The organism is Clavibacter zhangzhiyongii, from assembly GCF_014775655.1.
Taxonomy (GTDB): domain Bacteria; phylum Actinomycetota; class Actinomycetes; order Actinomycetales; family Microbacteriaceae; genus Clavibacter; species Clavibacter zhangzhiyongii.
In genome coordinates, this window is sequence record NZ_CP061274.1 from 135,725 (window position 1) to 156,595 (window position 20,871).

A 20,871-nucleotide genomic window follows, 5' to 3' on the forward strand; every position below is an offset into this window, starting at 1 on the left:
ACCCATGCCCGCCGCCGTGCACGACCTCCTCACCGTCCCCGACCGGGCCGCCTGGCGCACCTGGCTCGACGGGCACGAGGAGACGTCCGACGGGGTGTGGCTGGTGCTCGCGAAGAAGGGCACGACGGATCCGACCTCGCTCACCTACGCCGAGGCGCTCGACGAGGCGCTGTGCAGCGGGTGGATCGACGGGCAGACCGCGAGCATCGACGAGCGCATCTTCCGGCGCCGCTTCACCCCCAGGCGGAAGGCGTCGCTCTGGTCGGAGCGCAACATCGGCCTGGTCGCGACGCTCACCGCGGAGGGGCGGATGCGGCCGCGCGGCGTGATGGAGGTGGAGCGCGCGCAGGCCGACGGTCGCTGGGAGCGCGCCTACGCGGGCCAGGCCTCCGCCGCCGAGCCCGAGGACCTGCTGGCCGCGCTCGCCGCATCGCCCGCCGCCGCGGCCACCTTCGCGACGCTCACGAAGGTCAACCGCTACGCCGTGATCCACCGGGTCGCGACCGCGCCGAACGCGACCGTGCGCGCGAACCGACTCGCCAAGCTCGTCGCGATGCTCGAGCGCGGGGAGTCGCCGCACCCGCAGTAGGGGACAGGCGGGCGGTCAGCGCGCGGCTGCGGACCACTCCCGCGCCAGCACCGACATCACGACCTCGTCGTGGAACGCGCCGTCGTGGAAGACCCTCTCGCGGAGCACGCCCTCCTCGACGAAGCCGACCTTCGCGTACGCGGCCCGGGCGCGCGCGTTGAACGCGAAGACGTGCAGCTCGATCCGGTTCAGCCCCATCTCGCGGAACCCGTAGTCGACGAGGGTGCGCACCGCATCCGTGCCGTAGCCCGCACCCACGTGCTCGGCTCCGATCATCACCGTGAGCGTCGCCGCGCGCGTGAGGAGGAGGGCGCCGAAGAGGGTGACGTGGCCGACGAGACGGCCGGAGGTGCGGTCCACGACGCTGAAGCCCACGTCCCCGCCGGCGCCGGAGTTGGCGCTCCACTTCCGGAACTGCTCGACGACGTCGCCCTCGGGCCGAGGCCGCACCGTGAGCTGCTGCAGAACCGCCCACTCCGGATCCCGCCACCAGCGCACGAGGTCGGGGAGGTCGGCGTCCTCGAGCGCCCGCAGGCGGATCCGCTCGCCCTGCAGGATGCCCGCCCCGTACCGCTGCGGGTCGCCCGCGTCCGTCCATGCCATGCGGTCATCGTCCCATCCGGGCGCGGCGCCCGGTCGCGCGGCCCGACATCCCGCGGGCGTCTCTTTCGTCTTGCTGACGGTCCCGAGGCGATTCCGACCGAGACCATGAGGGCACCCGTAGTTTGTGGACCAACGGCCCTTTGTCGCGGGTCGGGGGAACGCGGCCGGCGTCCCTCCGGCACGAGAGCCCGCCGGGGCCGGGCACCACCCGGACCGCACGCCCGCGTGCATCCTCCTCGTCCCGTCGCCTCGCGCGACCCGCACCCCGAAGGACTCCGATGCGCGACACAGCCCCCTCGACCACCCGCCGGCGACGCCGCCCGATCCGCCTGGCGCTCGGCGCCGCGGTGGCCGCCGCGACCGTCGCCCTCACCGGCTGCGGTGCCGGCGCCGACGTGGGAGGAGCCGGCGTCGCCTGCGACATCCCGCAGCCCGACGCGAAGACCACCGTCAACGTGCTCTCGTACAACAGCCCGTCGACGAACCCGTTCACCGACGCGATCGCCACCGGCTGCACGGGCGGGAACCTCACGGTCAACGCCCCCACCACCGACTTCGGCGGCCAGAACCAGCGCGCCGTGCAGTCCATGTCGGGCGCCAACCCGAGCTACGACCTCGTCGAGGTCTACGGCACCGTCTACCCGCTCTACGCGGAGCGCGGCTGGATCGAGCCGCTCGACGACCGCATCGCGGACAAGGGCGACGAGCTCGGGATCGACGACATCGACCCGACCCTGCTGGAGTCGCTGCAGTACGACGGCGAGCAGGTCGGCATCCCCACCTTCTGGGGCACGATCATCTTCATCTACCGCGAGGACATCCTCTCCGACCTCGGCATCGAGGTGCCGACGACGTTCGAGGAGATGTACGCGGCGGCCGACCGGATCCGCACGGAGACCGGCATGGAGAACCCGCTGGCCCTCCCGTTCAACGCCGCGGGCGACAACTCGAGCGCCTACAACCAGTACCTCGGCTCGCTCGGCGGGACCTGGTTCGAGGACGGCAGCGCGACGCCGACGCTCGACAGCCCCGAGTCGATCGCCGCGCTCGACACCCTCCGCGCCACGTACCAGCAGATGAGCACGCAGTCGACCTCGTGGTCGTCGCCCGAGGTGATCACGCAGCTGCAGACCGGCCAGGCCGCCATGTCGATGCTGTTCGCCGGCCGCGTGTCCGCGCTCCTCGACGAGGGCCAGACCGAGAACTTCGACAAGTTCGCGTTCGCCGTGCCGCCGTCGGTGCAGGAGGGCGGCACGCCCGCCACGAGCCTCTCGGTCGACGGCCTCTCCATCGCCGCGAACTCGAAGGTCGACAAGGACCTCCTCTTCGACCTGCTCGGCGTCGCGACAGGCGCCGACGCCGCGACCGAGGCCGCCAAGGCCACGATCCCGGCCCGCACCACGCAGGCGCAGGCCGCCGACCTCCCGTTCGAGGAGGCCGCGCGCGACGTGCTCGAGAGCGAGAAGCCGAACGGCCTGCCGCTCGTGCCGTACATGTCCGACGTGTTCGCCGCGATGGCCCCGATCCTCGCGCAGGTCGTCGACGGCACGCTCTCCTCGGCCGACGGCGCCGCACAGCTCCAGGCGGCGGCCGTGCAGGCCATCGCCACGGCGGGCTTCGCGCCCTGATGCGCGCACCCGGCACCCCGTCCCGCCTCCGCCCCCGGGCATGAGGCTCAAGACCTTCGCCGCGTTCACGGCCCCCGCCATCATCCTGATGGCGGGGCTGTTGATCGTGCCGCTGATCACCACGCTCGTCTGGAGCTTCCAGAACGTGCCGGTCGGCCAGCCGGGCGTCTTCAACGGCATCGCGAACTACGTCGAGATCTTCACCGACCGCCGCTTCGGGCGCGACGCCGCGTTCACGATCACCTACGCGATCGTCATGACGACCGCGAAGCTCATCGTCGGCTACGGCATCGCGCTGCTGCTCAACCGCATCGAGCGCGGCCGCATGGTGATCCTCGGGCTCCTCATGGCGAGCTACGTGGTGCCCACCGTGATCGGCGCGCTCAACTTCTCCTGGCTCTTCAACGACATCTTCGGCGGCGTCGTGAACCAGGGCCTCGCCGTGTTCGGGATCCACGTGGACTGGCTGACGGAGACCGGGCCCGCCCGCGTGCTCATCGGCCTGCACGCGCTCTGGCACGAGACGCCGTTCGTGATCCTCGTGCTGCTCGCCGGCCTGCAGACGCTCCCCGAGGAGCCGCTCGAGGCCGCGCAGCTCGACGGCGCCGGCTGGTGGCAGCGCCAGCGGTACATGATCGTGCCGCTGCTCGCGCCGCTGTTCTCGTTCGTGACGCTGATCAGCCTCATGGACAGCCTCAAGGTGTTCGACTCGATCCGGATCATCACCCCGGCGGCCGGCAGCGTCGGCACCGAGTCGCTCATGGTGTTCGTGTACCAGGTGGCCCTCGGGGAGTCGTACCGGCTGGGGGTGGCGAGCGCGGTGAACGTGGTCACCATCGTCATCACGCTCGTGCTGCTGATCCCGTTCCTCCGACAGACCTGGAAGGGGGCGCGGGCCGCATGACCGCTTCCACCCCGCTCGTGCCCACCGGACGCACCCGCCTCCCGCAGGAGGGCCGCCCCACGGGATCCGGCCGCACGCTGACCGCGAGGGAGCGCCGCCGGCGCGAGCGCATCGGCTCGCTGTGGGCCGGCGCCGCGCTGATCGTGGTCGTGATCGTCGCGCTCAGCCCGTTCCTCTGGGCGCTGCTCACCGCGATCAAGCCGTTCCAGGACGCCTTCACGAACCCGCCGACGTGGATCTTCGAGCCGCGCCTCGACGCGTTCGTCGACCTGTGGCGCGGCACCCGGTTCGCCGAGGTGCTGGTCAACACGTTCATCGTCGCGGGCCTCACCGTGGTGGTGGCGCTGGTCGTCGGCGCACCCGCCGCGTACGCGTTCGCCCGGTACGCGGGCGTCGTGGGGCCGATCCTGCTCCTGCTCGCCGTCGTGCTGCGCACCATCCCGCGCTTCGCCGTGGTGCTGCCGTTCTACGAGATGAGCCAGGCCCTCGGGATCTACGACACCAAGCTCGCGCTCACCGCCGCCCTCGTGGCGGTGAACATGCCGTTCACGCTGCTGCTGCTCGTCGGGTTCTTCCGCGACATCCCGACCGAGCTCGACGAGGCCGCGATGATCGACGGCTGCAGCCGCTTCGGCGCCTTCCGCCGCGTGATCGTGCCGCTCATGGGGCCGGGACTGGTGACGGCGGGCGTGTTCACGCTGCTCGTCGCGTTCCAGGAGTACCTCGTGGCGCTGACGCTCACGCAGAACCAGGCCGTCACGATCCCGGTGTTCATCGCCGCGCAGAAGGGCGCCGACGACATCTCGACGTACCAGACGCTCGCCGCGGCCAGCATCGCGCTCGTGATCCCGGTGGTCCTCATCGCGGTCTTCGCGCGGAAGTACCTCGTGGCGGGGCTCGGCGGGGGAGCGGTCAAGGGCTGACGCGGGCGGCCGCGCGGCCGCGCGGCCGGGTCAGTCGTCGGGGAGCGTGAGCGTGAGGATCCCGTCGTGGACCTCGACCGTCGTGCCGCGGTGGTCGCGGACGCGGGGGAGGCCGACGGTGGCGTCGCTCGCGTGGTCGCCGACGACGACCACGCGCATGCCGGCGGCGAGTCCCGCGCGGATGCCGGCCTCGGCGTCCTCGTAGACGATCGCGTCGGCGGGATCCACGCCCAGGCGCTCCGCCGCGAGCAGGTAGCCGTCGGGGTGCGGCTTGCCGGCCTCCACGTCCTCGGCGGTGACCAGGGTGTCCGGCACGCGGACGCCGGCGCCGGCGAGGCGGGCGCGCGCGAGGGCGAGGCCGGCGCTCGTGACCAGGGCGTGGGATCCGGCGGGCAGCGCGGCCACGAGGTCGCGGGCGCCGGGGATCTCGACGGTGGCGGGGCTGCCGTCGAGCTCGAGCCGGTCGAGCTCGGCGAGGAGCGCGGGCACGTCGCTGCCGGCGGGGGCGAACCGGGCGATGCTGTCGGCGGCGCGGACGCCGTGGATCCGCCGGATCAGCTCCTCGGGATCGTGTCCGAAGCGCCTCGCGAGCATCGTCCAGATCTCCTCCACGAGCGCGGTCGAGTCGACGAGCGTCCCGTCCATGTCGAGCAGGAGCGCGCGGGCGGTGAGCGTGACGGGGAAGGGCATGCGTCCATCCTCCCGGACGGGTGGCAGCCGGGCGGTCCCGCGTCGGCCACGATGGAGGGGATGCCGCGATCCGACGCGGGGCGAGCGGAGGCGGACGCGTGGGCGACGGCTTCGAGAAGGCCGTGCTGGTGGCGTACCTCGTGTGCGCGGTCGGCGCGATGGCGATGTTCGTGCGCCTCATGGCGAGGCGCATGGTCACCGAGGAGCGCGCCTCGCGCCGCACGCTCGTGATCACGGGCGTCTTCGCGGCCGGGTACGTCGTCACCGGGGTGATCCGCGTGTTCCTGCTCTAGGTCCCGCCCCGCTCGGCCCCGGGCGGCGCCGCGCCGGCCCGAGGATGGAGGTCCGCCCACCGCTTACGGCTCCCGCCGGTCCCGGTCGTGGGCGACGTGCGCCCGTACCCTGGACCGATGCGGGGATCACGGTGAGGGCGCGCGCAGCGCACCACGTGGTCATCGGCGCCGGGCTCGCCGGGGCGGCCACCGCGTGGCAGCTCGCGAGCCGCGGGCACGAGGTCACGGTGCTCGAGCGCGACCGGCCGGCGAGCATGCTGGGCAGCTCGCACGGATCCGCCCGCATCCTCCGCTACGCCTACGACGACCCCTTCTACGTGCGCCTCGTGCGCGACGCCCGCGTGCTCTGGGACCGCCTCGAGCGCACCGCGGGCGCCCGGCTCGTGACCCCGACCGGATCCGTCGACTCCGGCCTCGTGCGCCGCCCCGCCGAGCTCGCCCGCGTGCTCGAGCGCGTCGGCATCGAGCACGAGCTGATGAGCGCGCGCGAGGCGGAGGACCGCTGGCCCGAGATGTCCTTCGACTCCGACGTGCTGTTCCACCCGGCCGCGGGCGTCGTCGACGCGGAGTCCTCCGTGCGCGCGATGCTCGACCTCGCCGTCGCGCACGGCGCCGTCGTGGTCAGCGGCTGGGAGGCGGCGTCCGTGGAGCGGGTCGGCGCCGGCTTCGTCGTCACCTCCCACGACGGGCGCCGCGTCGCGGGCGACAGCGTGGTGGTGGGCGCGGGCGCGTGGCTGCCCGACCTCCTCGGGGCGCTGCCGCTCCCGCGCGCGGCGCTCGACCGGATCCCGCCGCTGCGCGTGCGCCAGGAGCAGGTGTTCCACTTCCCCTACATGGACGGGCCGCCCGCGCGGCCCGTGCCGACCTCCATCCACGCCGACGAGCGCATGCAGGTCTACGCGCTCCCCGGCGGCCGCGACGTGGAGGGCCGCGGCCACAAGGTCGCCGAGTTCGACGGCGGGCGGGTGATCCCGTCGGCCGCGCACCAGGACGGCGTCGTGGATCCCGCCAACCGCGCCCGCGTCGTCGACTGGGTGCGCCGGAACCTGCCGGGCGTCGACCCGGTGCCGTACGCGGAGTCCACGTGCCTGTTCACGAGCACGCCCACGGAGGACTTCGTGATCGACCGGGTCGAGGGGATCACGCTCGTCTCGCCCTGCTCGGGCCACGGCGCCAAGTTCGCGCCGCTCATCGGCAGCCTCGCGGCGGATGCGGCGACGGGCGAGCGCGTGGAGCCGCGGTTCGCGCTCGCCCCCTGAGGCGCGGGGCGCGATCCCCGGTCAGACCTTCTGGGGCCGACCCCGCCCGGCGGGGCGCACGCGTCCCGGACCACGGGCCTCCGCGCGCTCCGCGGTCCGCTCGCGCTCCGCGGCCAGCCGCGCCAGCTCGTCGCGGAGCTCGTCGACCCGGTCGGCCCGGCCCTCCTCGGGGACGGCGCCGGGCAGCAGCTGCGGGGCGAGCCGCGCGCGCACGATCTGCTCGAGCGCCGAGTCGCGCGCGATGACGAGCACCTCGCGGAGCGCCTGCGGATCCCGCGAGAGCGCGCCCAGCCGCTCCACGATCTCCTCGGCGATCTCGGCGCGCAGCCGGAGGCCGGGCACGTCGCCCTCGCGGTAGTCGTCGGGACGCCGCCCCTTCCCGTCGCGGAGGGCGGCGCGGTCGCGGGTCATCCGGAGGCGTTCGGCCTCGCCGCGCTTCTCGCCGATGAGCTCGGCCAGCTCGCCGCGGAGCGCCTCGATGAGCGACTCCTCGTCGTACGGGCGGCGCTCCCGGAGGGTGCGCAGGATGATGAGGTTCTCCATCTGCAGCCGGAGCGCGACGCCCACGAGCAGCAGCGCCTCCTCGATCAGCACCTCCTTCTGGGCCGGATCCGCGGCGACGCGGGCGGCCACGGAGGGCGGCGGGGCGCCCGGCTTGGAGGGCTTCGCGGGGCGGATGCGGGGCCGGGGCATGACGTCCTCCCGCTCCGCTCGCGCGATCGGCGAGGTGCTCCCAGGGTACGCGGAACCACCGTCCGTCGGGCGGGTCGCGCGCCCGATCCGGGGTGCCGCCGCGACCCGTCCGGAGCCGCCGGGACGCGGCGAGCCCGGCCTCAGCCCATCCGCCGCCGGAGGAACGCGAGCGTCCCGAGCTCGTCGTCGATGCCGCCGCCGTCGTGGCCGTTGTACTCCCACTCGACGATCTCCTTCTCGCCCGCGTACGCGTTGAAGGCCCCGTAGACGGTGGAGGGCGGGCAGGTCGCGTCCATGAGCCCGACCGAGAAGCGGGCGGGCGCGGTGGCGCGGCGCGAGAACGCGACGCCGTCGAAGTAGCGCAGCACCGCGTGCACGTCCTCGCCGCGGCCCCGGTGCGTCTTCAGGTAGTCGACGACCTCGTGGTACGGGTACGCGTCGGTGATGTGGGTGGCCCGCTCGATGTCGCAGAGGAACGGCACGTAGGCCGAGACCGCGGCGAGGTCGTCGCGGAGGCCCGCGACCGCGAGGGCCATGCCGCCGCCCTGGCTGCCGCCCTGCACCGCGATGCGCGACGGATCCACGACGTCGAGCGACCGGGCCACGTCGACCGCGCGCACCGCGTCGGTGAAGAGGCGGCGGTAGTAGTAGGTGTCGCGGGAGGCGATCCCGCGGGTCATGAAGCCGGGGATCGCGGGGCCCGCCTCGCCGTGGTCGGCCGTGGCGCCGGCGCTCCAGTAGGAGCCCTGGCCGCGGGTGTCCATCTGCAGGTGGGCGAAGCCGGCGGCCGCGTAGATCAGCGTCTCCTCGGCGCGTCCCCGCCCGCCGCCGTAGCCGACGTACGAGACCACGGTGGGCAGGGGGCCGGTGGCGCCGGCTGGGGTGCGGAGCCAGGCGCGCACGTCGGTGCCGCCGGATCCCGCGAAGGTCACGTCCTGCACGTCGACGAGCGCGAGGTCCGTCTCGACCGGAGCGAGGCGCACGTCGAGGTCGTGCTGCCCGGCCTCCTCGAGGGTGTCGGCCCAGAAGGCGTCGAAGTCCTCCGGGTCGACGTGGCTGCTGACGTGGGCGCGGGCGGCGTCGACGGGTTCGATGAGCATGGGTCCTCCGGGCGTTCGGCGGTGGGCGGTGGCGGGTCGGCGTCCCGCGTGCCGATGGGCCGCGTCGCCTCGATCATCATGGCCCGGGTCGGCGCCCCGTCGCGCGCGCGTCAGCGGAAGAGCGGCTCCCCGACGGCGAGCTCGGCGTCGAGGAAGGTCCAGATCCACGCGAGCGCCCGCGCGTTGTCGAGGCCCGGCACCTTCTGGGAGAGCTGCGTCGCGATCCCGTCGCTGTAGGCCGCGAGCTTGAGCGCCACCTCGGACGCGTCCACCGCCCGGAACGCGCCGCCCGCGACGCCCCGGCGGATCGTGCGGACGAGGCACGCCTCCCAGACGCGGATGCGCTCCAGGCGGTCGGCGGAGAGGCCGGGCTGGCGGGCCACCGCGGTCCAGTAGTCCGACCAGAGCCGCCAGTGCGCCTCGGCCTCGTCGCCGCCCGTGAAGAGCGGCTCCACCAGCAGGCGGATGCCGTGCACGGGATCCGGATCCGCGTCGACCTCCTGGACGATCGACGCGTAGAACCGGTCGGTCTCGAGCACGACCACCTCGTCGAGGATCTCCGCGACGCTGCCGAAGTGGTACGTGACGGTGCCGACCGACACGTGGCCCTCGGCCGCGATGTCGCGCAGGCCGGTGGCGGTGAGGCCCTGGCGGAGGATCACCGCACGGGCAGCCTCGACGATCATCGCCCGCCGCACCTCGGGCTTCTCTCGCTTGCCGCCGCGGCGGGCCGCGGAGACGGGCGCGGGCGCGTGCACGTGTGGGTCGCCCGTCGCGTCGCCCGTCACGCGGAGGTCCGCGGCACGAGGTCGTCGAAGACGCGGTCGGCGATCAGCACCTCGGGCGCGTCCGGCCCGCCGTCGCGCGCCCAGGCCCGGAGCGTGTTGACGACGCGGTAGGCGTCCGCATCCGCCGTGACGCGCGAGGTCGTCTCTAGCCGCGCGCGCCAGCCGGGCTGCTCCAGGCTGATGGCCCAGCGCGACTCCGCGACGGCCGACAGCGGGTCGCCGTCGGTGATCCGGTACGTCTCGCGGCTCGACTCCGTGAAGACGAGGCCGTCGGGGTAGACGCGGGATCCGCCGTAGCCGGGGTCGACGTCGAGCGTCCACTCGCCCGTCGCGACGTCGTGCGTGACGCTCCGCTCGGGCAGGCCGGAGTCGTCGGGGATCCGCTGGATCGCGAGCGGCGTGGACTGCACGGCCTCCTCGAAGCGCACGCCGTCGTCCTCCGTGCGCGTCCAGACGGGCAGGGTCACGAGGCTGCGGGCGGGCGCGACCTCGAGCGTCGCCTCGCGGGCATGCGGCCAGATCCACGGCCAGTACGCCGACGACACGGCGATCCGCAGGCGGTGCCCGGCCGGGAATGCGTGGCCCGTGGAGACGAGCGGCACGCGCACGACGGCCTCCTCGCCCGGGACCATCGGGTCGATGCGGGCGCGGTCGATCCGCTTGTTCAGGTTGAGAGCGCCGCGGGTCACGAGGGTGGAGGCGCCGTCGGGGGCGACGTCGCAGAGGCGCACGACGACGTTCGCGTCGGGCAGGTCGCTCGTGATCGCGAGGTCGACGAGCACGTTGCCGAGCACGTCCAGCCGCTCGTCGAGCAGCAAGTCGAAGCAGACGGAGAGGCCGTCCTCCGCGCGCTGGTCCGGAGGCAGGTCGGTGGCGTTGCCGAAGGGGAAGAACCGGCCGGCGTCGAGCCCGGTGCGCTGCGGGGAGCGCACCACGACGGCGTCGCCCGCGGGGACGGGCCCGTGGAACACGGTCAGCGGCAGGACGGGCGAGGCCGCGACGGACGCCGGCGGCGGCCACGACGCGGCGGCGACCCAGCGGCCGGTGCGCTCGGGGTAGCTCGTGGCGGGCGGCTCGGAGTCGCTGAGGAAGGCGCGGAGCGCGGGATCCGCCTCCACGCCGGTGTCGACGCCCTTCAGCCAGCGGTCCCACCAGCGCAGGGTCTCCTGCAGGAAGCCGATCGACGGTCCGGGTGCGAGCCCGCGGTCCGGGTACTGGTGCGACCACGGGCCGATGATCCCCTTCACGGGCGCGGACACGTTCTCCACCAGCCGCAGCACGGCGTCGCGGTACGGATCCGCCCACCCGCCGACCGCGAGCACGGCCGCGCTGATGCTCGCGTAGTCCTCGCACACGCTGCCGTGCCGCCAGTAGTCGTCGCGCTCCTGGTGGGCGAGCCAGGTGGGCGTCATCGGCCGGTTGGCCTCGAGCCGCTCGCGCCAGCGCTCCACCCAGCCGTCGCCCACGACCTCCGGCCGCGGCGGGCGGGAGTTGAAGGCGAACATCGTCGCGCCCCACGCGGCCATGTCGATGCCGAGCACGGCACCGCCCATGTAGTGCACGTCGTCGTCGTAGCGGTCGTCGGTGGAGCAGACCGTGACGACGGCCTTGAGGGCCGACGGCGCGCGGGCTGCGAGCTGCAGGCCGTTGAAGCCGCCCCACGAGATGCCGAAGACGCCGACCGCTCCGGTGCACCAGTCCTGCGCGGCGATCCACTCGATGACCGCGACGCCGTCGTCGAGCTCCTGCGCGGAGTACTCGTCGACGAACAGGCCGTCGGAGGATCCCGTGCCGCGGATGTCGACGCGGATGGAGGCGTAGCCGTGCGCCGCGTACCAGGGGTGGCGCTCGCTGTCGCGCGGGGCGGTCCAGTCGTCGAGCCGGTAGGGGAGGTACTCGAGGAGCGCGGGGACGGGCGCGTCGGTCGCGGGCGCCCAGATGCGGGCGTGCAGGCGGGCGCCGTCGGGCATCGGGATCCACACGTCGCGGGTCGTCACGGCGGCCTCGGTCGTCCCTCGTGCGGCGTCGGTCATCGTGCGTCCTCCCAGTCCCGGATCCGGTGCCCGTCGCCGAGCTCCCTCCACCCTCCACCCGCGGCGTCGCGCCAGGTGGCGCGCGCGTCCTCGACGACCGGCAGCTCGGTGGCGCCGGGCTCCAGCGTCGCGTCGAGCAGCTGCCGCGTGTACGGGTGGTTCGGCCCCGCGAAGATGCGCTCGGTCGGGCCGATCTCCACGATGCGCCCGCCCGTCATCACGGCCACGCGGTCCGCGACCCCCCGCACGACGGCGAGGTCATGGCTGATGAAGAGGCAGCTGAGGCCCTTGTCGCGGCGCAGGCCGGCGAGGAGCTCGAGGATCTCCGCCTGCACGCGCACGTCGAGCGCCGTCGTGATCTCGTCGGCGATCACGAGCTGCGGCCCGGCCGCCAGCGCCCGCGCGATCCCGACGCGCTGCCGCTGCCCGCCCGAGAGCTGGCTCGGCAGCCGCACCGCGAAGTCGGGCGACAGGCCGACCTCGGTGAGGATCTCGCCGACGCGTGCCGGCGTCGCGCGTCCCGTGAAGAGCTTCAGCGGCCGCGCGACGGCGGCGCCGACCGTGCGCCGCGGGTTGAGCGAGGTGTCCGCGTTCTGGAACACGAGCTGCACCGCGCGGCGCAGGTCGAGCGGCCGGTGCGCGACCGCGGAGGTCAGGTCGCCGGCGACGCCGTCGCCCTGGAACCGGAAGGCGCCGGACTCCGTGGGCACGAGCCCGGCGAGGGCCGCCGCGAGCGTGGACTTGCCGCTGCCGGACTCGCCCACGACGGCGAGCGTCTCGCGCGGCCCGATCGTGAAGGACACGTCCGCGACGGCGGGCGGCAGGCCGCGGCCGTAGCGGATGACGAGGCCGTCGGCGACGACGACCGGGGGCGCGGACGCGGCCGTCGCGGCGTCCGCGGATCCGCCGCGCGGGCCTCCCGGGATCGCCGCCAGCAGCTCCCGCGTGTACGGGTGCCGCGGCGACGCGAACAGCTCGGCCGTCGGCCTCTGCTCCACGATGACGCCGTCGCGCATCACGGCGATCTCGTCGACCATCGTCGAGACGACGCCGAGGTCGTGGCTGACGAGGAGCACCGCCATGCCGAGCTCGATCGCGAGGTCGCGGATCAGGGTCAGCACCGCCGCCTGCGTGACGACGTCGAGCGCCGTCGTGGGCTCGTCGAGCACGAGCAGGCGGGGACGCGCGGCGACGGCCATGGCGATCGCGATGCGCTGCTGCTGCCCGCCGGACAGCTGGTGCGGGTACCGCCGCACGATGGCCGCCGGGTCGGGCAGGCGCACGAGGCGGATCAGCTCCTCCACGCGCTCGTCGTCGCTCGGCAGGCCGTGGCTCTCGAGCGCCTCGCGGAGCTGGCGGCCCACGCGCATGGAGGGGGTGAGCGCCTGGCCGGCGTTCTGCGCGACGACCGCGGCCGTCCCGCCGCGGAGCTCGCGCCTCGCCTGCGGGGACAGCGCGAAGACGTCGTCGCCGCCGACCTCGACCGAGCCGCCGACCACGCGGGATCCCCGGCGCAGGTGCGCGAGGAGCGTCCGGGCGACCGTGGACTTGCCGCTGCCCGACTCCCCGACGAGCCCGAGGGCGCGTCCGGCGCGGATCTCGAAGCTGACCCCGCGGACCACGGGCACGTCGGTGCGCCCCGCCGCGTAGGAGATCGCCAGGTCGGCGACGCGCACGACGGTGCCGAGCCGCACCTCCCCGGTCAGCGCGTCGCGGAAGCTCGCGGGCATCAGGCCATCCCCTTCTGCGCGCGGTCGACGCCGAGCGACTTGCTGAGCCCGTCGGCGCTGAGGTTGAGGCCGATCACGAGGGTCGCGAGCGCGACGATCGGCGCGAGCGTGCCCATCGGCACGACCGTGAGCGCGGTGCGGTTCTCCTGCACCATGAGCCCCCAGTCGGGCGTCGGCGGGTTCGCGCCGAAGCCGAGGAACGAGAGCGAGGAGATGAGCAGCACGATCCACGACGCGCGCATCGCGTACTCCACGAGCACGACGTCGAGCACGTTCGGCAGGATCTCGCGGAACACGATGCTCAGCGGTCGCTCGCCCCGGGCGCGGGCGGCGGTGACGTAGTCCTGCGTGATCACGGTCCGCGCGGCGCCGCGCACCACCCGGGTCACGGCGGGCGCGTAGACCACGGCCGCCGCGAGCACGATCACCCAGAGGCCGGATCCGAACACGGTCACGACCACGAGCAGCGCGAGGATCGACGGGATGCTGAGCAGCGCGTCGACGACGCGCATCACGACCTCGTCGGCCCAGTCGTCGGCGTAGGCGGTGACGCAGCCGACGACCGTGCCGATCGCGACCGCGATGGTGGTCGCCAGGAACGTGACGACGAGCGCGTACCGGCCGCCGTTGAGCGTGCGGGAGAGGATGTCGCGCCCGTACTGGTCGGTGCCGAGCCAGTGCGCCCAGGTGGTGCCGGAGAGCACGTCGGCGGAGTCGGTGGCCACGGGGTCGTGCCCGGCGATCCACGGCGCCAGCACCGCGAGCACCACGTGCAGCGCGATGAGGGCGAGGCCGATCGCGAGCGCCGTGGATCCCCGGAGCGGCGCGGTCCACGCGCGGAGGCGGTCGGCGGGGCCGGTGCGGCCGGCGGGCCGGGCGGGAGCGGGGGCGGTCATGCGCGGGCCTTCCGTCGGGCGCCGCGCGGCAGGCGGCGGGGGCGCTGCCGGGTGCGGAGCCGGGGATCCAGTGCGAGGGCGATGAGGTCGGCGGCGAGGTTGCAGACCACGTACACGCCGGCGCTCAGCAGCGCGATCGCCTGGATGGTCGGCAGGTCGCGCGTGGAGACGGACTCGAGCATGAGCTTGCCCATGCCCGGGTAGTTGAAGACGTTCTCGACCACGACGACCCCGCCCAGCAGCCACGCGACGTTCAGCGCGACCACGTTGAGCGTCGGCAGCAGCGCGCTCGGCACCGCGTGCCGCCACACCACCTGGCGGGTCGTGAGGCCCTTGAGCTCGGCGGTGGTGATGTACTCCGACGCCATCACGTCGATGGTCGCCGAGCGCATGGTGCGCACGATGTACGCGGCCATGGCCAGGGTCAGCACGATCACCGGCAGCCACACCGAGGGCAGCAGCTCCGCGATCGTCGCGTCGCTCCCGCGGAGCACCACGGCCGGGAACACCGGCAGGGCGATGGCGAAGGCGAGCACCAGCACGGTCGCGACCATGAACTCGGGCACGCTCATCACCACGAGGCTGACGACGCTGATCACCGAGTCGCTCCGGCGACCGCGGCGGACGCCCGCGACCACGCCGAGCGCGAGCGACACCGTGACGCCCACGAGCATCGCCGGGACCGCGATGAGCATGCTGTTGCGGAAGGCGCCGAGGAGCCGCGGCCCGACCGGGTCCCCGCTCACCAGCGACGTGCCGAAGTCGCCGCGCGCGGCGCCCAGCAGCCAGTCGCCGTAGCGGAGCCACACGTTCCGGTCGAGGCCGAGCGACTCGCGCAGGGTCGCGACGGCCTCCGGCGTGGCGTCCTGGCCGAGGAGCTGCTGCGCCACGTCGCCGGGCAGCAGCTGCACCGCGAGGAACACGAAGAGGGAGGCGAGCACCACCGTGAGGAGCGCGGTGCCGAGGCGGCGCAGGACCTGCGCGATGACGGTCATCGTCGGAACCCGATCCGGAGGTGGTCGAACTCGAAGCCGTGCTCGCGGTAGTTGACGACGTCGCGGGAGATGCCCACGAGCCGGTCGCCGAACATGGGGGTCATGTCCGCGCTGTCCTCCACGACGAGCCGCTGGGCGTCCTGGTAGAGCATCAGCCGCCGGTCGTCGTCCATCTCCGCGCGGGCGTCGTCGAGGAGGGCGTCGAAGGCCGGGTTCGACCACGCGCTCTCGTTGTAGGAGGAGCCCGTGCGGAACACCTGGTTGAGGAGCTGGTCGACGGGCCGGCCGGTGAACCAGTAGCTCACCATCAGCGGCTTCTGCATCCAGATCTCCGTGTAGTAGGAGTCGGCGGAGGAGTTCCGCACCGTGAGGTCGATGCCCGCCGCCTTCACCTGGTCGCGGTAGGCGACGGCCATGGGCGTGAACACCGACTCGTAGCTCGAGGTGTGGATCTCGGTCCGCAGCCCCGCCATGCCGGCCCGCGCGAGCAGCGCCTTGGCCTCGTCGGGGTCGTACCGCCGCTCCACGTCGACGAACGCGGCGAGGGCGGGCGGCACGGGGTTGTCGCGGGCGGGGGTGCCGGTGCCCTGGAGCGCGGTCGCGACGATCTGCTCGGGGTCGTACGCGAGCTTCATCGCCTGGCGCACGAGCGGGTCCTGGAACTCGGCGCTCGTGGCGAGCATCGGGATCGTGTACCACTGCGCGTCGACCACGCGCGCGACCGTGGCGCGGCTCGACGCGGAGACGACGCGGGCCGTCGCGAAGTCGAGGTTCGTCTGCGAGATGAGGTCGATCTGCCCGGCGAGCAGGGCGTTGACGCGGGCCGTCGTGTCCTGGATGGAGGAGAAGTCGATGCCGTCGAGCACGGGCCGGCCGGCGAAGTGGTCGTCGAAGGCCTCGACGCTGCCGGATCCCGCCGGCGCGAAGGACGACAGGCGGAAGGGGCCGGTGCCGATGCCCGTGCGGCCGATCGTGGCGACCGCGGCGGCGGGCACGATGTAGCACTGGTACGCCGTGAGCAGCGACGGGAACTCCGCGTTGGGGGTCTTCAGCTCGAAGCGCAGCGTGTGCGGATCCGGCGCGCGCATGCTGCCGGAGGCGATCATGTCGCCGAGCACGCCGCCCTGCGGGGAGGCGGTGGCCGGGTCGATGATGTGCTCGATCGAGGCGATGGCGTCGTCGGCCGTGAAGCGGGATCCGTCGTGGAACCGCACGTCGCGACGCAGGCGGAAGGTCCACGTCGTGGCGTCGGCGCTCGCCGACCAGTCCTCGGCGAGGTCCGGGATCGTCCGGCCCTGCTCGTCGAGCCGCACGAGCCGGTTGTACAGCGCGCCGAGGTACTCGTAGGCCGAGAGGGAGCTGGCCGGGTCGAGGGTCTCGGCGGCGGATGCGGCCGGCCGGGCCACGCGCAGCCGGCCGCCGGGCGCCGCCTCGCCGGTGGCGGCGCCCTCGGGGATGGTCGTGCTGTTCGCGCCGGTGCTGCACCCGGTGAGGGCGAGCAGGCCGAGCCCGGCGACGCCGAGGGTGCCGGTGACGACGGCGCGGCGGCTGGGCGTCCGGGGACGCTCGGGGCGGTCGGCGATGCGGACGGTGCGTGCGCTCGCGGCGGGGAGCGCGGAGCGGGTGGTGACGATCGATGGCATCGGGACGGGCCCTCCTCGTTATCGTTCAGGTGAACGATAGGCGAGATGTCGGCCCGTGGCGAATGCGGGGGCGGACGCGGCCCTCCGCGTCCGCGCCCGAGCAGCCCCTCCTGCGGCCCGTCGGATCAGCCGGCGGACGGCGCCTGCACGTCGATGACCCAGGTCACGCCGAACCGGTCGGTGAGCATCCCGAAGCCCGCCGACCAGGCGGACGCGGCGAGCGGCTCGATCACGGTCGCGCCCTCGGCGAGCCCCGCCCAGCAGCGCTCGACCTCGGCGAGGGACGCGCCCCGCAGCGACTGGAAGAAGGTGCGGTCGGTGATCGTCGCGCCCTGCTCGCGCGTCGTCGTGCCGGCGACCGCGCTGCCGTCGGCGTCGTCGTGGCCGGGCACGTCGTAGGCCATGAGCCGGAGGCCGTCGGCGGTCTCGAGCTGGCCGAAGACGACCTTGTCCGCGCCCGGCGCCCCGGCCGGCATGCCGAGGTCGGCGTACGTGGCGACGACGACGTCCCCGCCGAGGACGCTCCGGTAGAGCTCGAGCGCCTGGCGCGCGGTGCCGCGGAAGTTGAGGTGGGTGGTGGTCGTGATGCTCACGGTGTCTCCTCGTGCTGGGTGGTGCGGCTCCGGATCCGGCCCGCTGAGGAGCACCCTCCCGGCAGTGGCGGACAGTCGCGGTCCTCCACTCCCGCGAGACTGGGTCCATGATCGGGAGCTCGTCGCGGATGCTGTCCCTCCTGTCGCTGCTGCAGACCCGTCGCGACTGGCCGGGACGGATCCTCGCCGAGCGCCTCGAGGTCACGCCGCGCACCGTCCGCCGCGACGTCGAGCGGCTCCGCGAGCTCGGGTACGAGATCCGCTCGGTGAAGGGGCCGGACGGCGGCTACCGGCTCGCCGCCGGGTCGGAGCTGCCGCCGCTGCTGTTCGACGACGAGCAGGCCGTGGCGATCGCGGTCGCGCTCCAGGCCGTGCCCGCGATGGGCGTCGACGTCGACGAGGCCGCGGAGCGCGCCCTCGCGACCGTGCGGCAGGTCATGCCGTCGCGGCTGCGGCACCGGATCGACGGCGTCCGCTTCACGGGCGCGGAGCCGGCCGCGGGCGCTCTGCCCCGGGTGGATCCGGCGGTGCTGGAGGCCGTGAGCGCGGCGGTCCGCGACCGGCTGACCCTCCGCTTCGACCGCGCCGGCGCGGAGGCGGGGCCGCCCCGGCGCGTGGAGCCGCACGCGATCGTCGCCCGGCGCTCGCGGTGGTACCTCGTGGCGTGGGACCTCGACCGCGACGACTGGCGCACCTTCCGGCTCGACCGGATGCTGCCGCGCACGCCCACCGGCCCGCGCTTCGCGCCGCGGGAGCTGCCCGCGGCGGACGCGCGGACGTTCCTCGCGGCCCGGGCGAAGGGATCCGCGGGGGAGGATCGCTGGCCCTGCACGGGCGAGCTGGTCGTCGAGCTGCCCGCCCGCGCGGTCGCCCCGTGGATCGGCGACGGCGAGATGGAGGAGGTGTCGGCGACGTCGACGCGGATCACCGTCGGCTCGTGGTCGTGGACCGGGGTCCTGGCCGCCGTGGCCCGCTTCGACGCCCCGTTCACGGTCGTCGGGCCGGAGGAGCTGCGCGCGGCGGCCGGGGTGCTGGCCGCGCGGCTCCGCTCCGCGCAGGAGCCGCCGCGCGCGTGACGGCACCGCCGCACGTCAGCTCACGTGCACGTCCGGCCGCCGCGCCCGCACCGGCTCGGCCCGCCGCAGCACCTCCCGCGTGACCGGGGCGACCTCGCCCGTGCCCGTCACGAGGAAGCGGAGGAGGTTGCCCACGGGCGACCCCTCCGTCCACTCGAAGTAGACGCCGGGCTTCACGCCCGTGAGGTCGCGCACGGCGAGGAGCACGGCGGCGATCGTGTTGGGGACGTTGCCGCTCGTGACCTGGAGCACGCGGAACCCGCAGCGCACGCTGCCGCGCACCACGAGGTCCTCCTCGAACTCGGAGGAGTCGCCCGGGGTCACCTCGAGGAAGATCACGGGGGCCCGGGCCGGGATCCCGCTGTCGCGCCGCTCGTCGCTCGCCTTGCGGCGGTACTCGGCGATGCGCTCCTCCTCCGTCAGCGCCTCGTCGGGCTCGTCCGGCTCATGGGCGATGATGCTCACCGCGCCGTAGTCCTCCGCGTCCTCGACGACGAAGGCGCGCGCCCGCTCGTCCATCGTGAGCGAGGTCGCGCGCAGCTGGAACGAGCGCTGGACGCGGCTGACGATCGAGACCACGAGGATCCCGAGGATGAACAGCGCCGCGATCCGCACGCCGTCCGGCCGCTCGATCACGTTCACCACGGTCGTGTACGCGAACACCGCCGCGATGGCCGCGAAGCCGACCGTGCGCTTGCGCTGCCCGGCCTTCCGCGCCGACAGCGTCACCGCGACCGAGGCCGAGGTGATGAGCACGAGCACGCCCGTCGCGTAGGCGCCGGCCTGCTGGTCGACGTCGGCCTGGAAGACGATCGTCACGAGCACGGCGATGGCCGTGAACACGAGCACGAGCGGGCGCACCGCCGCGGCCCAGTGCGGCGCCATGCCGTAGCGCGGGAGGTAGCGCGGCACGATGTTGAGGAGCCCGGCCATCGCGGAGGCGCCCGCGAACCAGAGGATGCAGATCGTGCTGATGTCGTAGAGGGTGCCGAAGCCGTCGCCGAGGAAGTCGTGCGCGAGGTACGCGAGCGCGCGGCCGCTCGCCTTGCCGCCCTCCTGGAACTCGGCCTGCGGGATCAGCAGGGTCGTCACGAAGCTCGACGTGATGAGGAACGCGCTCATGATGAGCGCCGCCGTCGCGAGCAGGCGCTTCGTGCCGTGGATCCGCATGCGCGGCACCCCGTCGGCGTCGTCCTCGCCGCGCACCTGCGGCATCACGGCCACGCCCGTCTCGAAGCCGGAGAGGCCGAGCGCGAGCTTCGGGAACACGATGAGCGCGATGCCCACCATCACGAGCGGGTTGCCGTGCTGCGCCGTGAGCGCGAGCCACCAGTCGTCGATGACCTGCAGATTCCCGGCGACGTGGAAGAGGGAGACGACGATCACGACCGCGTTGAGCGCGAGGAACACGGTCACGAGCACGACCGCGATCGAGATGGCCTCCTTGAAGCCGCGGAGGAACACGAACGCGAGCGCGGCCAGCAGCACGAGGGTGAGCAGCACCTCGTTGCCCTGGAACCAGTCGGGCGCGAAGGGGTTCTCGACGGCGTGCGCGGTCGCGTCCGCAGCCGACAGCGTGATGGTGATGAGGAAGTCCGTCGCCGCGAACCCGAGCAGCACGAGCACGAAGAGCTTCCCGCCCCACCAGGGGAGGAGGCGCTCGAGCATGGCGATGGATCCCTCGCCGCGCGGGCTCTCGCGCGCCACCCGCCGGTACACGGGCAGGGCGCCGAGGAGCGTCAGGAGGATGAGGACGAGCGTCGCGAGCGGCGACAGCAGGCCCGCCGCGACGGCCGCGATGGCCGGCTGGTAGCCCAGCGTGGAGAAGTAGTCGACGCCCGTGAGGCACATGACGCGCCACCAGGAGTGCGTCCTGCCGACGGTCTCGGCGTGCGGGCCGGGGTGCGCGCCGGATGCGCCGGGCAGGCCGTCGAGGAGCCACGCGGTGATGCCCGCGCGGGCTCGGCGCTGCTCGGGCGCGCGCAGCAGCTTCGGCGCGCTCACGACCGGGCCGCCGAGGTGGCGGAGCGGAGCGGGGACGTCATCTGACCGTGGTCCGGGCAGTGCACGGGGATCCTCCTGAGGCGGCGCCGGGACCCCGTCTCGCGGATGCGACGGTCGGGCCCGGCAGCATCGTCGGCTCATCGTGCCACCTCCGGTCGGGAGCGGGGTGCGCGTGCAGGGTGCGGTCATGCCGGCGGGCGTCCACGGACACCCCAGTACAGGGGCGATCGGCGCGTGAGATCCGCATGCTTCCGGGCGACGGCGGCGCACGTGCTACTCGGGGCAGGCGAACGTCATCCTCGGGGAGGAGGGGCCGATCCATACAGTCTGCGGTGGGGAGCTGATCCTCCCCACCGCGTCGCCGAGGCCCTGGGACGCGTCCCCTCTCCCGCGCGTCCGCGGCACAGCCATGGTGCGGACACGCGGTCCTG

Annotated in this window: 19 protein-coding genes; 7 read left to right on the forward strand and 12 right to left on the reverse strand. The window is 74.0% G+C overall.

Features of this window, described 5'->3' with window-relative positions; genetic code table 11:
- Window positions 1-4 precede the first annotated feature (4 nt).
- On the forward strand, window positions 5-589 hold the full coding sequence (locus tag H9X71_RS00670; protein ID WP_191147860.1) for a YdeI/OmpD-associated family protein: 585 nt from the start codon (window positions 5-7) through the stop codon (window positions 587-589).
- 15 nt (window positions 590-604) lie between these two features.
- On the opposite strand, the gene H9X71_RS00675 is transcribed toward H9X71_RS00670, so the two are convergent.
- Complete coding sequence (locus tag H9X71_RS00675; protein WP_191147861.1) at window positions 605-1,192, reverse strand: GNAT family N-acetyltransferase; 588 nt, start codon at window positions 1,190-1,192, stop codon at window positions 605-607.
- Window positions 1,193-1,470: 278 nt separating this feature from the next.
- Here H9X71_RS00675 and H9X71_RS00680 point away from each other — a divergent pair, with 278 nt between their 5' ends.
- From H9X71_RS00680 to H9X71_RS00690, 3 genes are read left to right on the forward strand one after another with little or no spacing between them, the layout of a single operon-like run.
- On the forward strand, window positions 1,471-2,820 hold the full coding sequence (locus H9X71_RS00680; protein ID WP_191147862.1) for an ABC transporter substrate-binding protein: 1,350 nt from the start codon (window positions 1,471-1,473) through the stop codon (window positions 2,818-2,820).
- Window positions 2,821-2,860: 40 nt separating this feature from the next.
- Window positions 2,861-3,724 carry a carbohydrate ABC transporter permease gene (locus H9X71_RS00685; RefSeq protein ID WP_191147863.1) on the forward strand — a complete coding sequence of 288 codons (864 nt, stop codon included), beginning with the start codon at window positions 2,861-2,863 and terminating at the stop codon, window positions 3,722-3,724.
- Window positions 3,721-4,647, forward strand: coding sequence for a carbohydrate ABC transporter permease (locus tag H9X71_RS00690; RefSeq protein ID WP_191147864.1), 927 nt, complete (start codon window positions 3,721-3,723; stop codon window positions 4,645-4,647). Before H9X71_RS00685 ends, H9X71_RS00690 begins: the two co-directional genes overlap by 4 nt.
- Window positions 4,648-4,677: 30 nt before the next feature.
- Here the strand turns inward: H9X71_RS00690 and H9X71_RS00695 are convergent, their stop codons facing one another.
- Window positions 4,678-5,337, reverse strand: coding sequence for an HAD-IA family hydrolase (locus H9X71_RS00695; RefSeq protein ID WP_191147865.1), 660 nt, complete (start codon window positions 5,335-5,337; stop codon window positions 4,678-4,680).
- A gap of 98 nt (window positions 5,338-5,435) precedes the next feature.
- Here H9X71_RS00695 and H9X71_RS00700 point away from each other — a divergent pair, with 98 nt between their 5' ends.
- The gene (locus H9X71_RS00700; RefSeq protein WP_191147866.1) at window positions 5,436-5,630 is read left to right on the forward strand and encodes a hypothetical protein; all 195 of its coding nucleotides are present in this window, start codon (window positions 5,436-5,438) and stop codon (window positions 5,628-5,630) included.
- Between the two features lie 131 nt (window positions 5,631-5,761).
- Window positions 5,762-6,889 (forward strand): FAD-dependent oxidoreductase, encoded by a 1,128-nt coding sequence (locus tag H9X71_RS00705; RefSeq protein WP_244961681.1) that lies wholly within the window; start codon window positions 5,762-5,764, stop codon window positions 6,887-6,889.
- A gap of 21 nt (window positions 6,890-6,910) precedes the next feature.
- Here the strand turns inward: H9X71_RS00705 and H9X71_RS00710 are convergent, their stop codons facing one another.
- The 9 genes from H9X71_RS00710 to H9X71_RS00750 all read right to left on the reverse strand — a co-directional run bounded on the left by H9X71_RS00710 (window position 6,911) and on the right by H9X71_RS00750 (window position 17,360).
- Entirely contained in the window at window positions 6,911-7,582 is a 672-nt protein-coding gene (locus H9X71_RS00710) for a coiled-coil domain-containing protein (RefSeq protein WP_244961682.1), read from the reverse strand.
- Between the two features lie 140 nt (window positions 7,583-7,722).
- A complete protein-coding gene (locus H9X71_RS00715; protein ID WP_191147867.1) occupies window positions 7,723-8,682 on the reverse strand; it encodes an acetylxylan esterase in 960 nt (319 codons plus the stop codon).
- 110 nt (window positions 8,683-8,792) lie between these two features.
- Window positions 8,793-9,440 carry a TetR/AcrR family transcriptional regulator gene (locus tag H9X71_RS00720; RefSeq protein WP_244961683.1) on the reverse strand — a complete coding sequence of 216 codons (648 nt, stop codon included), beginning with the start codon at window positions 9,438-9,440 and terminating at the stop codon, window positions 8,793-8,795.
- Between the two features lie 26 nt (window positions 9,441-9,466).
- On the reverse strand, window positions 9,467-11,503 hold the full coding sequence (locus H9X71_RS00725) for a CocE/NonD family hydrolase (protein ID WP_191147868.1): 2,037 nt from the start codon (window positions 11,501-11,503) through the stop codon (window positions 9,467-9,469).
- A complete protein-coding gene (locus tag H9X71_RS00730; protein ID WP_244961684.1) occupies window positions 11,500-13,233 on the reverse strand; it encodes a dipeptide ABC transporter ATP-binding protein in 1,734 nt (577 codons plus the stop codon). The genes H9X71_RS00725 and H9X71_RS00730 overlap by 4 nt, the downstream gene beginning before the upstream one ends.
- Complete coding sequence (locus H9X71_RS00735; RefSeq protein ID WP_191147869.1) at window positions 13,233-14,129, reverse strand: ABC transporter permease; 897 nt, start codon at window positions 14,127-14,129, stop codon at window positions 13,233-13,235. Before H9X71_RS00735 ends, H9X71_RS00730 begins: the two co-directional genes overlap by 1 nt.
- Window positions 14,126-15,124, reverse strand: coding sequence for an ABC transporter permease (locus tag H9X71_RS00740; RefSeq protein ID WP_191147870.1), 999 nt, complete (start codon window positions 15,122-15,124; stop codon window positions 14,126-14,128). The genes H9X71_RS00735 and H9X71_RS00740 overlap by 4 nt, the downstream gene beginning before the upstream one ends.
- Window positions 15,121-16,767: an ABC transporter substrate-binding protein gene (locus H9X71_RS00745; RefSeq protein ID WP_191147871.1), complete on the reverse strand. Its 1,647-nt coding sequence runs from the start codon at window positions 16,765-16,767 to the stop codon at window positions 15,121-15,123. The genes H9X71_RS00740 and H9X71_RS00745 overlap by 4 nt, the downstream gene beginning before the upstream one ends.
- 125 nt (window positions 16,768-16,892) lie before the next feature.
- Window positions 16,893-17,360, reverse strand: coding sequence for a VOC family protein (locus H9X71_RS00750; RefSeq protein WP_191147872.1), 468 nt, complete (start codon window positions 17,358-17,360; stop codon window positions 16,893-16,895).
- A 107-nt stretch (window positions 17,361-17,467) separates the two neighbouring features.
- Here H9X71_RS00750 and H9X71_RS00755 point away from each other — a divergent pair, with 107 nt between their 5' ends.
- Entirely contained in the window at window positions 17,468-18,436 is a 969-nt protein-coding gene (locus H9X71_RS00755) for a helix-turn-helix transcriptional regulator (RefSeq protein WP_191147873.1), read from the forward strand.
- A gap of 15 nt (window positions 18,437-18,451) precedes the next feature.
- Here the strand turns inward: H9X71_RS00755 and H9X71_RS00760 are convergent, their stop codons facing one another.
- Window positions 18,452-20,440 (reverse strand): APC family permease, encoded by a 1,989-nt coding sequence (locus H9X71_RS00760; protein WP_191147874.1) that lies wholly within the window; start codon window positions 20,438-20,440, stop codon window positions 18,452-18,454.
- Window positions 20,441-20,871: the final 431 nt, after the last annotated feature.

Bases quoted from the DNA above. Each gene is read 5' to 3' on its own strand.
- H9X71_RS00670 (WP_191147860.1), top strand. From the start codon at position 5: ATGCCCGCCGCCGTGCACGACCTCCTCACCGTCCCCGACCGGGCCGCC.
- H9X71_RS00675 (WP_191147861.1), bottom strand. From the start codon at position 1,192: ATGGCATGGACGGACGCGGGCGACCCGCAGCGGTACGGGGCGGGCATC.
- H9X71_RS00680 (WP_191147862.1), top strand. From the start codon at position 1,471: ATGCGCGACACAGCCCCCTCGACCACCCGCCGGCGACGCCGCCCGATC.
- H9X71_RS00685 (WP_191147863.1), top strand. From the start codon at position 2,861: ATGAGGCTCAAGACCTTCGCCGCGTTCACGGCCCCCGCCATCATCCTG.
- H9X71_RS00690 (WP_191147864.1), top strand. From the start codon at position 3,721: ATGACCGCTTCCACCCCGCTCGTGCCCACCGGACGCACCCGCCTCCCG.
- H9X71_RS00695 (WP_191147865.1), bottom strand. From the start codon at position 5,337: ATGCCCTTCCCCGTCACGCTCACCGCCCGCGCGCTCCTGCTCGACATG.
- H9X71_RS00710 (WP_244961682.1), bottom strand. From the start codon at position 7,582: ATGCCCCGGCCCCGCATCCGCCCCGCGAAGCCCTCCAAGCCGGGCGCC.
- H9X71_RS00715 (WP_191147867.1), bottom strand. From the start codon at position 8,682: ATGCTCATCGAACCCGTCGACGCCGCCCGCGCCCACGTCAGCAGCCAC.
- H9X71_RS00725 (WP_191147868.1), bottom strand. From the start codon at position 11,503: ATGACCGACGCCGCACGAGGGACGACCGAGGCCGCCGTGACGACCCGC.
- H9X71_RS00730 (WP_244961684.1), bottom strand. From the start codon at position 13,233: ATGCCCGCGAGCTTCCGCGACGCGCTGACCGGGGAGGTGCGGCTCGGC.
- H9X71_RS00735 (WP_191147869.1), bottom strand. From the start codon at position 14,129: ATGACCGCCCCCGCTCCCGCCCGGCCCGCCGGCCGCACCGGCCCCGCC.
- H9X71_RS00740 (WP_191147870.1), bottom strand. From the start codon at position 15,124: ATGACCGTCATCGCGCAGGTCCTGCGCCGCCTCGGCACCGCGCTCCTC.
- H9X71_RS00745 (WP_191147871.1), bottom strand. From the start codon at position 16,767: ATGCCATCGATCGTCACCACCCGCTCCGCGCTCCCCGCCGCGAGCGCA.
- H9X71_RS00755 (WP_191147873.1), top strand. From the start codon at position 17,468: ATGATCGGGAGCTCGTCGCGGATGCTGTCCCTCCTGTCGCTGCTGCAG.